Origin of the sequence: Brevundimonas sp. UBA2503, from assembly GCF_002341485.1 — a bacterium.
Taxonomy (GTDB): domain Bacteria; phylum Pseudomonadota; class Alphaproteobacteria; order Caulobacterales; family Caulobacteraceae; genus Brevundimonas; species Brevundimonas halotolerans.
Genome location: NZ_DDOD01000022.1, coordinates 108,142 through 121,421, shown reverse-complemented (window position 1 = coordinate 121,421; position 13,280 = coordinate 108,142). Strand labels below are relative to the sequence as shown.

The following is a 13,280-nucleotide window of genomic DNA, read 5'->3' as shown; positions in this document are numbered from 1 at the left end:
AGCACCATGGCATTGCCGTCACCCGTGCAGGTGTGGGCGCTGGTGGCCGAGAAATAGGCGCGGCCGTATCCGCCGGTGGCCAGAATGACCATCTTGGCGCGGAAGCGGTGCAGCTGGCCGGTGTCGAGCTGGAGCGCGGTGACGCCGGTGCAGGCGGCGGGGCCCGAGGCCTGGTCCTGCATGATCAGGTCCAGCGCGAAATATTCGACGAAGAACTTCACCTCGCGGCGCACCGACTGGCCGTACAGGGTGTGCAGGATGGCGTGACCGGTGCGGTCCGCGGCGGCGCAGGTGCGCTGCACCGGGCCCTCGCCATAGTTTTTGGTCATGCCGCCAAAGGCGCGCTGGTAGATCTTGCCTTCCTCGGTGCGCGAGAAGGGCACGCCCCAGTGTTCCAGCTCATAGACGGCCTTGGGGGCCTCGCGGACCAGATATTCGATGGCATCCTGGTCGCCCAGCCAGTCCGACCCCTTGACGGTGTCGTACATGTGCCATTTCCACGAGTCCTCGCCCATATTGCCGAGCGAGGCCGAGATGCCGCCCTGGGCCGCGACCGTGTGCGACCGGGTCGGGAAGACCTTGGTGACGCAGGCGACCTTCAGCCCCTCGCGGGCTGCACCCAGCGCCGCCCGCAGGCCCGAGCCCCCGGCGCCCACGACGACGACGTCATATTCGTGATCGACGAATTCGTAAGAGGCCAAACGACTAGACTCCGAAGCCGGCCGGCAGCGGGTCAGAGCCCACCGCCAGTCGTGTGATGAACAGCAGGCCGATGACGGCCAGAGACAGGCACAGCAGGGTGTTGAGGCCGAGCAGCAGGCCCAGGGTCGAGCGCTTGTGGATGTAGTCCTCGACGATGACCGTAATGCCCATATTCATGTGCCACAGGGTGACCAGCCAGGTGGCGGCCAGCAGCCAAGCGTTCAAGGGCTGGACGAACCAGTCAAGCGCGCCTTCATAGCCGGTGCCGGTGATCATGGCGGCGGACCACAGGGCCCACAGGGTCAGGGGCACCAGCACCAGCGACGACAGCCGCTCGGCCAGCCAGCCGCCCGCGCCCTTGCGCTCGGCGACCTTGACGTTCTTGCGATAGACAGACCTGTGCGCGCTCACAGCGTCACCTTTCCGGAAGCGAACAGCCAGCCCCAGAAGGCCAGGGTGGCGACGACGGCGAACACCAGGGTGATCGTCGTCAGGGTCGAGGCGCCCTTGGGCGACAGGCCCGCGCCGGTGTCCCAGATCAGGTGCCGGACCCCGGACGCCAGATGATAGAAGCCCGCCAGCGACAGGGCGAACCAGATGAGCAATCCAAACGGCGACCCGGCCAGACCGACAAAGGTGCCATAGGCCTCGGGCCCGAAGGCCAGCGCCCCCAGCCACAAGGCCACCAGCACGGTGCCGCCTGCGAGACCCGAGCCCGTAATGCGGTGCAGGATCGACCCCAGCATGGTCACATGCCAGCGCCAGATCTGCAGGTGGGGCGAAGTCGGACGGACGCGGCCGTTCGGCTGGGGAGTGTAGAACTGGGGCGGTCCGGCCTGATCGGCGGGGCTGCCCGAAAGGGGTTCCGACATGCGAATGGTTCTCAAAAAACCCGGGACAAATCAACGGACGGGAACGGCCAAGGCTTTAGAGAGCCGCGCGAGCCCCTGTCAACGAAACGCCGTGTCACAGGGGAAGTTACGAGACCGGAAACGTGCCGGGCAGGCGGGGTGGCCATCTGCCGCAGTCGCGCGTTAGGGTCGGACCATGATCGCGACTGTCCCTGCTTTTCTGATCGTCCTGTCCGGCCTGCAGGATCCCGGCCCGCCGCCGCAGGATCCGGTGCCCCTGCCCAGCCAGTCCCTGTATGAGGCCCCGGCCATCCGCCCGTTCGAGCCACCTGCAGGCTTCGGAGATGATGGTGCGGAGGGTGACAACAGCACCGGCACCTATCGCGGGCCGATCCGCGGCATGGTGACGATCAATGCCTATGAAGGTCAGTTCGAGGCCGGACCGACCGATGCGGCGCTGGCCTATGACCAGGGGGTGATCTCGGCCGAGATGCGCATGGATCAGCGCATGGGCCCGATGGACGGCGCCTGGCAGCTGGTCGATCCCGAGGGTGGTGTGCTGATGTCGATCGTGCTGGTCGATTATGGGCCGGGGCAGCCGATCGAGGGGGCATGGATGTCGCGCACCACACCCGCGGCGGGCACCCTGACGTCCGGAAGCCGGGACGGAGACACCGTCAGCCTGCTGCTGATCGGGGAGGGGCCGACCGAGGGCGGGCGGCTGGAGTTGCAACGGGTCGGGCGCGGCTGGTCCGGCACGCTTCAGGGCGAGCGCCGTCGCCTGAGAGTCAGCCTGGTCCCGAAACCGGACTAGGCTGCGCGGATGATCGCCATCAGGGTCTCGCGCTCGACATCTGGCCACGGCTGAGGTGTGCCGCGTCCCCAGACCGGATCGGGCCAGACCGGATCATCGCGCCTGCGCCCGATGACATGCAGATGCAGCTGGGCCGTGACATTGCCGAGCGCCGCCAGGTTCAACTTGTCGACCGGTCGCTCCAGCACCTCGCCCATCTGCCGGACCAGCGCTCCGGCGCGCAGCCCCTCGTCCAGAAACCGGGTCCGGTCCTCCGGCGACAGGTCCTCGATCTCGACCCTGCCGGGCACGCGCGGGATCAGGATCAGCCACGGAAAGCGCGCGTCGTCCTGCAGCCGCACCTGACACAGCGGCCAGTCGGTGACGGCAAGGGATCCGGCGTCAAAGGCCGGGTCGGCAGCAAAGGCGGTCATGCCCCAGCCTTGCAGTGCGGTGCGCCCGGGTCTAGACCGCCGCCCAGACTTTTTACCTCCCCATCGCTGACTGGAGACTGCCCATGGCTCGCGCCAAGATCGCCCTTATCGGTGCCGGAATGATCGGCGGCACCCTGGCCCACGTTGCGGCGCGCGAGGCGCTGGGCGACGTGATCCTGTTCGACATCGCCGAGGGCATGCCGCAGGGCAAGGCGCTGGACATCGCCGAGGCCACCGCCGTGATCGGCACCGACGTCTCGCTGAAGGGCGCCAATGCCTATGAGGACATCGCCGGCGCCGACGTCTGCATCGTCACCGCCGGTGTGCCGCGCAAACCCGGCATGAGCCGCGACGACCTGATCGGCATCAACCTCAAAGTCATGAAGGCTGTGGGTGAGGGCATCAAGGCGCATGCCCCCAACGCCTTCGTCATCTGCATCACCAACCCGCTGGACGCCATGGTGTGGGCCCTGCAGAAATTCTCGGGCCTGCCCAAGGAGAAGGTCGTCGGCATGGCCGGCGTGCTCGACTCGGCCCGCTTTGCCTATTTCCTCGCTGAAAAGACCGGCGTGTCGATCCAGGACATCCACGCCTGGACCCTGGGCGGTCACGGCGACGACATGGTGCCGATGGTGCGCCACTCGACCGTCGGCGGTCTGCCCCTGCCGGACGCGGTGTCGGCCGGAATGCTGTCGCAAGGCGAGCTGGACGCCATCGTCGAGCGCACGAGGAAGGGCGGCGGCGAGATCGTGGCCCTGCTGAAGACCGGCTCGGCCTTCTATGCCCCGGCGGAATCGGCCATCGCCATGGCCCGCTCCTATCTGCTGGACCAGAAGCGCGTCCTGCCCTGCGCCGTCTGGTTGTCGGGCGAATACGGTCTGTCGGACCTGTATGTCGGCGTGCCGGCCCTGATCGGCGCGAACGGCGTCGAAAAGGTCATCGAATTCTCGACCAATGACGATGAGAAGGCGATGTTCAAGAAGTCGGTCGAATCCGTCCAGGGCCTGATCCAGGCCTGCAAGGACATCGACGCCTCGCTGGCCTGAACCTGATCCCTCGTGATCCTGCCCGCGATCAGTTCGTGGGCAGGGTCACCGGGGCCGGGGCCGTGGTCTCGTTCGTGGGGGCGATCAGGCCTTCGATGAAGCGGGCCAGCAGTTCCAGCCATACGACCGTCGGGTCGTTCAGCTGATCGACGCCCAGACCAGCCAGCAGCAGCACGTCGAACTGCAGCACCGCGGACGGCGTGCCATCGACGTTCGACTGCAGATAAGCCTTCACAAAGCGCTGCTCGCGATTCCAGGCATTGATCCGGTCCAGCGACAGGCCGTCGGCCACGATGTTGGCGGCGAACTGGATGTCCTGACAGCGGCCCGCAGCGTCGCAGCCGTAGAAGAAGATCAACCAGTTGGCGCTGCCGTCATTGACCCGCAGCAGGGTCTGGCCCTCGATGGTCTGCGGCGCCTCGACCGTGGCGCCCTTTTCCATCAGCCAGGCGCGAACCTCCGCGGGGGTCAGGCCGACGACGGCCTCCTGCGTCGGGGCTGCGACCGGGACGGCCAGGGACGCCGCGCCCGGATCGGCGGCGGCGAGGGCGGGCATCGCCATCAGCAGGGCGGGGGCGGCGATCAGGGGCGCAAGGGCGCTCAAACGACGAAACATCAATATCTCCCTTTGAGGTTCATTTATCTGTGGGGGGCGAGGGGGGCGATCCTGTGGCGGACAACCAGGCCTTGCCGGTCATTTCCTTGAGGCGCGATACGGTGCGGCCAAATTCGAAGGTCTCCAGCCCTTCGGGATAGAGGTCCTCGGCCGGGGCGGCGGCCAGAACCACCAGCCGTGTGCGGGCTTCATACAGGGCATCGATCAGCGTCACCAGACGGCGGGCGGCGGCGTGGTCGTCGGGGCGGAGGACCGGCACATCCTCGAGGAACAGGGTGTGGAAACGGTCGGCCAGCGCCAGATAGTCATTGGCGCCCAGCGCCCTCTGGCACAGGTCGGCAAAGGTGGCGCGCGCCATGCCCCCCGCCGTTCGTTCGATGACCAGGTCGCGGCCCGTGACCTGCATATGAGTGGGCTCTTCCGGCTGGTCGCCTTTCAGGTCGTCCCACAGTTTGTCGAAGGCCATCCGGCGGCCCGTGTCGGCGGGGGCGTACCAGACGCGCGAGGTGGCCAGCCGGTCGATGCGCCAGTCTCTCGATCCCGCAACCTCGACCCTCTCGCAGCGGGCCTCGATGAGGTCGATGAAGGGCACGAACAGCTCGCGGTTGACGCCGTTGAGATAGAGGTCCTGCGGTCGGCGGTTCGAGGTCACGGCCAGCACCACCTTGTGCTCGAACAGGGCCTGGAACAGCCGGCCAAGGATCAGGGCGTCGGCGATGTCGGTGACCTGCAGCTCGTCAAAGCACAGCAGGCGGGCCTCCGAGGCGATCAGGGCGGCGACGGGGCCGATCGGGTCGTCGCCCTTCCACTGTCCGAAGGTGGCCTTGCGCGCCCGCTTGTCGCCCTCACGCCAGCGGCGCATCAGGATGTGAACGCGCGACAGGAAGGCGTGGAAGTGGGCGCGGGTCTTTCGCGGCTCCTGAATATTGGCGAAGAACAGGTCCATCAGCATGGACTTGCCGCGTCCGGGCGGGCCATACAGATAGATGCCGCGCACCTCGGGCACGCCGCCGAACAGGCCGCGCCGCTTCAGATCCTTTTCCAGCCGGGCGAGGGCTTTCAGGGCCGCGTCCTGACCCGGATCGGGCTTCAGGGAGCCGTCTTTCAGCTTTTTCGCGTGGACGCGTTCGATACGGGAGACCATGCGACGGGGATAGCGGGCGTCGCCGCGACTGAAAAGCGATTGCGTGGCCCGGGGGAATGACTACATGCAGGGCCTGCACACCCCCCGCCCCCAAGCCGCGATCAATCGCGTCGCGCGCCCGGGCGTCCGAAGAACAACCCGCCCTCAAGCAGCGAGGCTCCGTGAGCCAAGCGATAGGGCATAAGGATAAAGCCATGGGCTATCGCGTCGCCGTCGTAGGCGCCACCGGCAATGTCGGCCGGGAAATGCTGAACATCCTCGAGGAACTGAACTTCCCGGTGACGGAGATGCACGCGGTTGCGTCGCGCAAGTCCAAGGGCATCGAGGTCAGCTTTGGTGACTGGACGGTCAAATGCGAGAGCATCGACAGCTTTGACTTCTCGACCGTCGATCTGGTGCTGATGAGCGCCGGCGGCGATGCCAGCCGCGAATGGTCGGAAAAGATCGGCAAGGCCGGTCCGATGGTGATCGACAATTCCTCGGCCTTCCGCATGGATCCGGACGTGCCGCTGATCGTGCCCGAGGTGAACCCGGACGCGATCAAGCTGGCGACGAAGAAGAACATCATCGCCAACCCCAACTGCTCGACCGCCCAGCTGGTGGTGGCGCTGAAGCCCCTGCATGACGCGGCGAAGATCAAGCGGGCGGTGGTCTCGACCTATCAGTCGGTGTCCGGCGCGGGCAAGGCGGGCATGGACGAGCTGTGGACCCAGACCAAGGCCATCTATGGCCTCGGCGACGCCCGTCCCAAGCATTTCCCCAAGCAGATCGCCTTCAACCTGATCCCGATGATCGGGGCCTTCCGCGACGACGGCTATACCGAGGAAGAGGCCAAGATGTGGGCCGAGACCCACAAGATCCTCGACCCGGACATCCAGCTGACCGTCACCTGCGTGCGGGTGCCGGTGTTCGTCGGCCACTCCGAATCCGTCAATCTCGAGTTTGACCGTCCGATCTCGCCGGACGAGGCGCGGGAAATCCTGCGCGAGGCGCCCGGAGTGCTGGTCGTCGACAAGGCCGAGGCCGATGGCTATGTCACGCCGATCGACGCGGCCGGCGAATTCGCCGTCTTCGTCAGCCGTATCCGCAAGGACCCGACGGTCGAGAACGGCCTGAACCTGTGGGTGGTGTCGGACAATCTGAGGAAGGGCGCGGCCCTGAACGCTGTGCAGATCGCCCAGCTGCTGGACGAGACCGGCATGATCAAGCCTGCCGGCGGCTATCGCACCCTGACGGTCTGAGGTGACGACCGCCGCGCCCGACGGCCGGGCGGCCCTGCTGGCAGGGCTGGGCTGCTATGTCCTGTGGGGTCTGTCGCCGCTGATCTATCAGCCGATGGGTGCGGCGGGGGCGGATGCCTTTGAGATCATGGGCCACCGGGCAGTCTGGGGCCTGCTGTGGGCCACCGTGCTGGTCCTGTGGGCGCGCCAGTCGGACCAGGTCAAGGCCGCCTTTGCCGACCGCCGGACGCTGGGCTGGCTGATACTCTCGACCGGCCTTATCGCCCTGAACTGGGGCCTGTTCGTCTGGGCGGTCAACAACGGCCACACGCTGGAGACCAGCCTCGGCTATTATCTGAACCCGCTGTTCAACATGGCGCTGGGGGCCTGGCTGTTCCGCGAGCGGATCAGTCGCGCAGGGCTGGTGGCCATTGCGCTGGCCGCCACAGGCGTGGCCCTGCAGGCCGTGGCACTGGGGCGGCTGCCGATCATCTCGCTGACGCTGGCGGTGTCGTTCGCCGCCTATGGGGTGATCCGCAAGCGCGTGCGCGCCGATGCCCAGGCGGGCCTGTTCGTCGAATGTTTGATCATGGCGCCGTTCGGCCTGGCGTGGCTGATCTGGCTGCACAGTCAGGGGGCGGGGGTGTTTTTCGACAGTCCGAATGCCGCCTTCTGGCTGGCCATGGCCGGGCCGGTGACGGTCGGGCCGCTGGTGCTGTTCTCGTGGGCGGCGCGGCGCCTGCCCCTGACCACCATCGGCTTTCTGCAGTTCGTCGCCCCGACCATCAGCTTTGTCATCGGGGTCAGTCAGGGCGAGGATTTCACCTGGCTGCGCGGGGTGTCGTTCGGCTTCATCTGGCTGGGGGCCGCCGTCTTCCTGTGGGCGGCCTGGCGCCGGGCGCGACTGGCCCGCAAGGCGTTGGAATCCCAGGCTGAACCGGTCTAGCTGACCGCGCGGCGAAGGGTCAGCAGGGCCTGCTCGGTCAAAGCGACATCGCCGACCGCCAGAATGCGGCCGTCGTCCTTGGGGGTGTTGCCCAGCCAGTCGGTCACCGTGCCGCCCGCGGCCTCGACCAGGGCGACCAGTGCGGTCCAGTCCCAGGGCTTGAGCGCGGTCTCGGCGACCAGATCGATATGGCCCGAGGCCAGCATGGCATAGGCATAGGCATCGCAGCCCAGCCGGGCGAGGCGGGCGGTGGCGCGCACCTGTCGCCAGGCGCCCAGTTCGGCGCCGGTGAAGATGTCGGGGTCCGTGGTCGAGATCACGGCGTCATTGAGCCTGGGACAGGCGCGGGTGGCGATCGGCGTGTCTGTTCCACGGGCGACGCAGCGGGCGCCCGACGGGCCGCCCAGAAACACCTCGTCCAGATACGGCTGGGCGACGGCGCCCACGACCGGGCGTCCCTGATGGGTCAGGCCGATCAGGGTGGTCCACAGCGGCAGGCCGGCGACGAAGGCGCGGGTGCCGTCGACGGGATCCAGAACCCAGACCCATTCGGCATCGGGCCGGTCGGCGCCATACTCCTCGCCGACCACGCCGTGATCGGGAAAGGTGGACTCGATCAGGCGGCGCATGGCCGCCTCGGCCCCCCGGTCGGCCTCGGTCACCGGGTCGAAGGCGCCCGGTTCGCCCTTGTCCTCGGCCACAGCGCCCGTGCGGAACAGGGGCAGGGTCACGCCTGCGGCGACGCGGGCAAGCTCGAGGGCGAAGGCTTCATGTGCGGTCATGGGTGGGCGGCATACAGACGCCGCCGCCCGTCGTCACCCATTTAAGCGATGGCGTCGCCTTCCGAGTGCAGCGACTTGGCCAGATCCAGAAGGCGACGGCGCGGCCGCTCGCCCAGCTGGTAATAGGCCTGGATCAGGTCGAGGGTTTCCTTGCGGGAAAACATCTCACCCCCCGCACCCCCGGCGGTCTCGCTGCGCTCCAGCGCCTCGGTCAGGCCGTCATAGAAATAGCTGACGGGGGTCTCCAGCGCCTCGGACAGCTGCCACAGGCGGGCGGCCGAGATGCGATTGGCGCCGCATTCGTATTTCTGGATCTGTTGAAAGCGGATGCCGACCTGGGTGGCCAGCTGCTGCTGAGTCAGGCCCAGAAGGCGGCGGCGGCGGCGCAGACGGCGCCCCAGGTGAAGATCGATGTCAGTGGCCATGGCCAGTTTCCCCGTGTTGCGACCTGTCCCGAAACGGAACGGCTCGCCCTCCACGCGGCAAACCTCATGCCGGTATCGCGTCACGAGGGAATGACAGCGTTCGGCGATTGCGTCGGAATCCCGTCCTTCATGCAACCCGGCGCGACGGAGCGCATTTAAGGTTCAGCTTGGACACATATGGAAGGACGCACACATGAACATCATTTTCTGGATCATCGTCGGTATCATTGCCGGCTGGCTGGCTGAACAGATCATGGGCCGCAGCCACGGCCTGCTGACCAATCTGATCGTCGGTATCGTCGGTGCCGTGATCGGTGGCTTCCTGGCCAATGCCCTGGGCTTTGCCTGGGGTGGCTGGATCGGTTCGACCATCGTCGCCACCATCGGCGCCATCATCCTGCTGTTCCTGCTGGGACTGGTGAAGCGTCGCGCCTGATACGGGTGACGGACTGAAAAGAGAAAGTGCGGCTCCTTGCGGGGCCGCCCTTTTTTCATGTCCGGTTGAGCGCAAACCCTATTCGGGGCGGATGCGCTTCTTGCGGAACGAGGGGTTCAGGGTCTGCTTGCGCAGACGGATCGACTTGGGCGTCACCTCGACCAGTTCGTCCTCGTCGATATAGGCGATGGCCTGTTCCAGCGACATGACGCGCGGCGGTGTCAGGCGCACGGCCTCGTCCTTGCCCGAGGCGCGGACGTTGGTCAGCTGCTTGCCCTTGATCGGGTTGACGTCCAGGTCGTCCCAGCGGCTGTTCTCGCCGATGATCATGCCCTGATAGGTCTTTTCGCCCGCTCCGACGAACATGACGCCGCGATCCTCGAGGTTCCACAGGGCAAAGGCGGCGGTTTCACCGTCCGAGTTCGAGATCAGCACGCCCTTCAGGCGGCCGGCGATCTCGCCCTTGAAGGCTTCATAGTGGCTGAACACGCGGTTCAGCACGCCCGAGCCGCGCGTATCGGTCAGGAATTCGCCCTGATAGCCGATCAGCGAGCGCGACGGGCATTTCAGCTGGATGCGGGTCTTGCCGGCACCCGAGGGACCCATGTCGGTCATCTCGGCCTTACGCGCCGACAGCTTCTCGATGACGATGCCCGAGAACTCGTCGTCGACGTCGATCATGACGTCCTCGATCGGCTCCAGCTTCTCGCCGTTCGGACCTTCCTGGAAGACCACGCGCGGACGTGAGATCGACACCTCGAAGCCTTCGCGGCGCATGTTCTCGATCAGCACGCCCAGCTGCAGTTCGCCGCGACCGGCCACCTCATAGGCGTCGCCGCCCTGGGTGGTGGTGACGCGGATGGCGACATTGGCCTCGGCTTCTTTCAGCAGGCGGTCGCGGATGACGCGCGACTGGACCTTGTCGCCCTCGCGGCCGGCCAGCGGGCTGTCATTGACCGACACGGTCATGGAGATGGTGGGCGGATCGATCGGCTGGGCGGGCAGGGCGTCGGTGACTTCCATGGCGCACAGGGTGTCGGCCACGGTCGCCTTGGACATGCCTGCAATGGCGACGATGTCGCCCGCCTCGGAGCCCTCGTCCAGGGCCGTCCGCTTCAGGCCGCGGAAGGCCAGAACCTTGGTGATGCGGCCGCGCTCGATTTCCTTGCCTTCGCGGTCGAGGGCGTGGATCGCCATGCCGGGGACAGCCTTGCCGCTCTCGATCCGGCCGGTCAGGATTCGGCCCAGAAACGGGTCCGACTCGATCAGCACGTTCAGCATCTGGAACGGCTTGTCCTTGTTCTCCTGAACCTTGGGCGGCGGGACGTGGTCGACGATCAGGTCGAACAGCGGCGACAGGTCGTCATTGGGCTTGTCCAGGTCCAGCGTCGCCCAGCCGTTGCGGCCCGAGGCGTAGATGTGGGGGAAGTCCAGCTGCTCGTCGGTCGCGCCGATGGCGGCGAACAGGTCGAAGGTCTCGTTGTGGACCCGGTCGGGATCGGCGTGGGCGCGGTCGACCTTGTTGATGCACAGGATGGGACGCAGGCCCATCTTCAGTGCCTTGGTCAGCACGAATTTGGTCTGGGGCATGACCCCCTCTTCGGCATCGACCAGGATGACGCAGCCGTCCACCATGCCCAGGATCCGCTCCACCTCGCCGCCGAAGTCGGCGTGGCCGGGGGTGTCGATGATGTTGATACGGGTCTCGCCCGCCTTGCCGTTCCAGAGCACCGAGGTGCACTTGGCCAGGATGGTGATGCCGCGCTCTTTTTCCTGGTCGTTGGAGTCCATCGCGCGTTCGGTGGTCGCCTCATTGGCTCGGAAGACACCGGACTGGGCCAGCAGCTGGTCCACGAGGGTGGTCTTGCCGTGGTCGACGTGGGCGATGATGGCGACGTTGCGAAGGTTCATTGGAATATCAGACGTGCAGGGCGGCCGGCAGAGGCGGGCCGCAGGGTGAGGGCGACGGTGCGGGGAGCGCGCGCCTCATACAGGGCCGCGCGACGAAAGGCCAGCCATGGTCGCTTGGCGGTGCCGTTCCGTCGGTCTACAGCAGCGCCATGCCCGAACTTCCCGAGGTTGAAACCGTCAGGCGAGGTCTGGAGCCGGTGCTGGCCGGCGCCACCCTCGACCGGGTGCGCCAGAACCGCGCCGACCTCCGCTTTGCGTTTCCCGACCGGTTCGTGGACCGGATGGAGGGGGCGACCGTCCTGTCGGTCGGGCGGCGGGCCAAATATCTGCTGATGCCGCTGTCGACCGGCGAGACCTGGGTGACCCATCTGGGCATGACCGGGCGGTTCACCCTGGACGGCGAGATGCTGGGTGAGTTTGAGACCGACGCCCCGGCGAGGGGGCCGCATGAGCACCTGAGCCTGTACGCCACGGGCAAGGGCGTCGCCACGCGGGTGGGCTATGCCGACGCGCGCCGGTTCGGCTTCATGGGCCTGATCCCGACGGATGAGGTCGAGGCCCACCCCTGGTTTGCCGGGCTGGGGCCCGAGCCGATGGGCAATGCCTTCTCCGCCGATCATCTGAAGGCGCGCTTCAAAGACCGCCGTCAGCCGGTCAAGGTGGCCCTGCTGGATCAGCGCCATGTGGCGGGGCTGGGCAATATCTATGTCTGCGAGGCGCTGTGGCGGGCCGGCATTTCGCCGGGGGGCGCCGCCGGCAGCCTGTCACAGGCGCGGCTGGAGCGGTTGACGGTCGCGGTGAGGGATGTGCTGGGCGAGGCCATCGCGGCCGGCGGCTCGACCCTGCGCGACTTTGCCAATGCCGAGGGCGGTCAGGGCTATTTCCAGCACAGTTTCGACGTCTATGGCCGCGAGGGTCAGCCCTGCCGCCGCAATGCCGACCACCCTGTCATTCGCAGACAGGTCCAGGGCGGCCGCTCGACCTTCTGGTGCCCGGCCTGTCAGAAGCGGTGAAGGCCGCTTCGCCTTTCGCGCGGTGGCGAGGCTTGCTAAGCCGCCCGCACAGAAGATGGAGTCCCCATGACCGACACCTATGACACCCTGGCGATCGAGCGCCACGACGACGGCTATGCGGTGGTGACGCTGAACCGGCCCGAGGCGCTGAACGCGCTGAACTCGCAGCTGTTCAGGGATCTGGCGGCGTTTCTGGATGCGGTCGAGCATGACGACGCCGTCCGCTGTCTGATCCTGACGGGCGCGGGCGACAAGGCGTTCGCCGCGGGGGCCGACATCAAGGAGATGGCCGACCAGACCTATGCCCAGATGTATACGGGCAATTTCTTTGCCCTCGGCCACGACCGGATCACCCGGTTCAGGAAACCGATCATCGCGGCGGTCAACGGCTTTGCCTTGGGCGGGGGCTGCGAGCTGGCCATGCTGTGCGACTTCATCGTGGCCAGTGACAAGGCGAAGTTCGGCCAACCCGAGATCAATCTGGGCGTGGCCCCCGGCATCGGTGGCAGCCAGCGCCTGACCCGGCTGGTCGGGAAATCCAAGGCCATGGACATGGTGCTGACCGCCCGCATGATGGACGCGGCCGAGGCCGAACGCGCCGGGCTGGCCAGCCGTGTCGTGCCGCACGAGACCCTGATGGACGAGGTTCGCAAGATCGCCGCGCGCATCGCCGCCCAGAGCCCGCTGGCCGTCATGGCCAACAAGGAGATGGTCAATGCCGCGCTGGAGACGACCCTGACCCAGGGCGTCCAGTTCGAACGCCGCCTGTTCCACAGCCTGTTCGCCTTCGAGGACCAGAAGGAGGGGATGGCGGCCTTTGTCGAAAAGCGGAAGCCGACGTTCAGGGGGAAGTGAGCGGGTCTGCGGACTCGCGTTGACCCCTCAAGAGCTTTCCGCTATAGCCGCGCGCTCTTGAGATTTCCGCGCCGTGGACGGGTTCCGCGGCGCTTTCTGTTCAAAG

16 protein-coding genes are annotated in these 13,280 nt (G+C 66.9%); 7 read left to right on the top strand and 9 right to left on the bottom strand.

The genetic code is table 11. The features are described 5' to 3' along the window. The 3 genes from B4K74_RS10920 to sdhC all read right to left on the bottom strand — a co-directional run. Positions 1-701, bottom strand: a 701-nt coding sequence (locus B4K74_RS10920; protein WP_286692947.1) for an FAD-dependent oxidoreductase, incomplete at its 3' end; no start/stop codon positions are given. A 4-nt stretch (positions 702-705) separates the two neighbouring features. Next, positions 706-1,113 (bottom strand): succinate dehydrogenase, hydrophobic membrane anchor protein, encoded by a 408-nt coding sequence (gene sdhD, locus B4K74_RS10915; protein ID WP_286692946.1) that lies wholly within the window; start codon positions 1,111-1,113, stop codon positions 706-708. Next, on the bottom strand, positions 1,110-1,574 hold the full coding sequence (gene sdhC, locus B4K74_RS10910; protein ID WP_286692945.1) for a succinate dehydrogenase, cytochrome b556 subunit: 465 nt from the start codon (positions 1,572-1,574) through the stop codon (positions 1,110-1,112). The genes sdhD and sdhC overlap by 4 nt, the downstream gene beginning before the upstream one ends. A 175-nt stretch (positions 1,575-1,749) precedes the next feature. On the opposite strand from sdhC, the gene B4K74_RS10905 reads away from it, so the two are divergent. Beyond that, positions 1,750-2,367, top strand: a complete 618-nt coding sequence (locus B4K74_RS10905) for a hypothetical protein (RefSeq protein ID WP_286692944.1) — start codon at positions 1,750-1,752, stop codon at positions 2,365-2,367. On the opposite strand, the gene B4K74_RS10900 is transcribed toward B4K74_RS10905, so the two are convergent. Then, on the bottom strand, positions 2,364-2,780 hold the full coding sequence (locus tag B4K74_RS10900) for an HIT domain-containing protein (RefSeq protein ID WP_123287979.1): 417 nt from the start codon (positions 2,778-2,780) through the stop codon (positions 2,364-2,366). The genes B4K74_RS10905 and B4K74_RS10900 overlap by 4 nt on opposite strands. A gap of 83 nt (positions 2,781-2,863) precedes the next feature. On the opposite strand from B4K74_RS10900, the gene mdh reads away from it, so the two are divergent. Beyond that, entirely contained in the window at positions 2,864-3,826 is a 963-nt protein-coding gene (mdh, locus tag B4K74_RS10895) for a malate dehydrogenase (RefSeq protein ID WP_286692943.1), read from the top strand. Positions 3,827-3,854: 28 nt separating this feature from the next. Here the strand turns inward: mdh and B4K74_RS10890 are convergent, their stop codons facing one another. Both B4K74_RS10890 and zapE read right to left on the bottom strand, forming a co-directional pair. Beyond that, the gene (locus B4K74_RS10890; RefSeq protein ID WP_286692942.1) at positions 3,855-4,442 is read right to left on the bottom strand and encodes a YbjN domain-containing protein; all 588 of its coding nucleotides are present in this window, start codon (positions 4,440-4,442) and stop codon (positions 3,855-3,857) included. A gap of 19 nt (positions 4,443-4,461) precedes the next feature. Next, entirely contained in the window at positions 4,462-5,586 is a 1,125-nt protein-coding gene (gene zapE, locus B4K74_RS10885; protein WP_286692941.1) for a cell division protein ZapE, read from the bottom strand. Between the two features lie 194 nt (positions 5,587-5,780). Here zapE and B4K74_RS10880 point away from each other — a divergent pair, with 194 nt between their 5' ends. After that, positions 5,781-6,827 (top strand): aspartate-semialdehyde dehydrogenase, encoded by a 1,047-nt coding sequence (locus tag B4K74_RS10880; RefSeq protein WP_286692940.1) that lies wholly within the window; start codon positions 5,781-5,783, stop codon positions 6,825-6,827. Position 6,828: 1 nt separating this feature from the next. Further along, positions 6,829-7,752: an EamA family transporter RarD gene (gene rarD, locus B4K74_RS10875; RefSeq protein ID WP_286692939.1), complete on the top strand. Its 924-nt coding sequence runs from the start codon at positions 6,829-6,831 to the stop codon at positions 7,750-7,752. Here rarD and hisN read toward each other — a convergent pair. Together hisN and B4K74_RS10865 are read right to left on the bottom strand one after the other, a co-directional pair. Further along, entirely contained in the window at positions 7,749-8,534 is a 786-nt protein-coding gene (gene hisN / locus B4K74_RS10870; protein WP_286692938.1) for a histidinol-phosphatase, read from the bottom strand. The genes rarD and hisN overlap by 4 nt on opposite strands. Positions 8,535-8,575: 41 nt before the next feature. Continuing rightward, positions 8,576-8,959: a helix-turn-helix domain-containing protein gene (locus B4K74_RS10865; RefSeq protein ID WP_123288078.1), complete on the bottom strand. Its 384-nt coding sequence runs from the start codon at positions 8,957-8,959 to the stop codon at positions 8,576-8,578. Positions 8,960-9,152: 193 nt separating this feature from the next. Here B4K74_RS10865 and B4K74_RS10860 point away from each other — a divergent pair, with 193 nt between their 5' ends. Then, positions 9,153-9,395: a GlsB/YeaQ/YmgE family stress response membrane protein gene (locus tag B4K74_RS10860; RefSeq protein WP_123287986.1), complete on the top strand. Its 243-nt coding sequence runs from the start codon at positions 9,153-9,155 to the stop codon at positions 9,393-9,395. A 78-nt stretch (positions 9,396-9,473) separates the two neighbouring features. On the opposite strand, the gene typA is transcribed toward B4K74_RS10860, so the two are convergent. Next, positions 9,474-11,306 carry a translational GTPase TypA gene (gene typA / locus B4K74_RS10855; RefSeq protein ID WP_123287987.1) on the bottom strand — a complete coding sequence of 611 codons (1,833 nt, stop codon included), beginning with the start codon at positions 11,304-11,306 and terminating at the stop codon, positions 9,474-9,476. Positions 11,307-11,455: 149 nt separating this feature from the next. On the opposite strand from typA, the gene mutM reads away from it, so the two are divergent. After that, positions 11,456-12,319, top strand: a complete 864-nt coding sequence (gene mutM / locus B4K74_RS10850) for a bifunctional DNA-formamidopyrimidine glycosylase/DNA-(apurinic or apyrimidinic site) lyase (RefSeq protein ID WP_286692937.1) — start codon at positions 11,456-11,458, stop codon at positions 12,317-12,319. Between the two features lie 66 nt (positions 12,320-12,385). After that, complete coding sequence (locus tag B4K74_RS10845; protein WP_286692936.1) at positions 12,386-13,174, top strand: enoyl-CoA hydratase-related protein; 789 nt, start codon at positions 12,386-12,388, stop codon at positions 13,172-13,174. Positions 13,175-13,280 lie beyond the last annotated feature (106 nt).

Excerpts from the sequence above, each read along its gene's own strand:
- sdhC (WP_286692945.1), bottom strand. The coding sequence starts at position 1,574 with ATGTCGGAACCCCTTTCGGGCAGCCCCGCCGATCAGGCCGGACCGCCC.
- B4K74_RS10905 (WP_286692944.1), top strand. The coding sequence starts at position 1,750 with ATGATCGCGACTGTCCCTGCTTTTCTGATCGTCCTGTCCGGCCTGCAG.
- B4K74_RS10900 (WP_123287979.1), bottom strand. The coding sequence starts at position 2,780 with ATGACCGCCTTTGCTGCCGACCCGGCCTTTGACGCCGGATCCCTTGCC.
- mdh (WP_286692943.1), top strand. The coding sequence starts at position 2,864 with ATGGCTCGCGCCAAGATCGCCCTTATCGGTGCCGGAATGATCGGCGGC.
- B4K74_RS10890 (WP_286692942.1), bottom strand. The coding sequence starts at position 4,442 with ATGTTTCGTCGTTTGAGCGCCCTTGCGCCCCTGATCGCCGCCCCCGCC.
- zapE (WP_286692941.1), bottom strand. The coding sequence starts at position 5,586 with ATGGTCTCCCGTATCGAACGCGTCCACGCGAAAAAGCTGAAAGACGGC.
- B4K74_RS10880 (WP_286692940.1), top strand. The coding sequence starts at position 5,781 with ATGGGCTATCGCGTCGCCGTCGTAGGCGCCACCGGCAATGTCGGCCGG.
- hisN (WP_286692938.1), bottom strand. The coding sequence starts at position 8,534 with ATGACCGCACATGAAGCCTTCGCCCTCGAGCTTGCCCGCGTCGCCGCA.
- B4K74_RS10865 (WP_123288078.1), bottom strand. The coding sequence starts at position 8,959 with ATGGCCACTGACATCGATCTTCACCTGGGGCGCCGTCTGCGCCGCCGC.
- B4K74_RS10860 (WP_123287986.1), top strand. The coding sequence starts at position 9,153 with ATGAACATCATTTTCTGGATCATCGTCGGTATCATTGCCGGCTGGCTG.
- typA (WP_123287987.1), bottom strand. The coding sequence starts at position 11,306 with ATGAACCTTCGCAACGTCGCCATCATCGCCCACGTCGACCACGGCAAG.
- mutM (WP_286692937.1), top strand. The coding sequence starts at position 11,456 with ATGCCCGAACTTCCCGAGGTTGAAACCGTCAGGCGAGGTCTGGAGCCG.
- B4K74_RS10845 (WP_286692936.1), top strand. The coding sequence starts at position 12,386 with ATGACCGACACCTATGACACCCTGGCGATCGAGCGCCACGACGACGGC.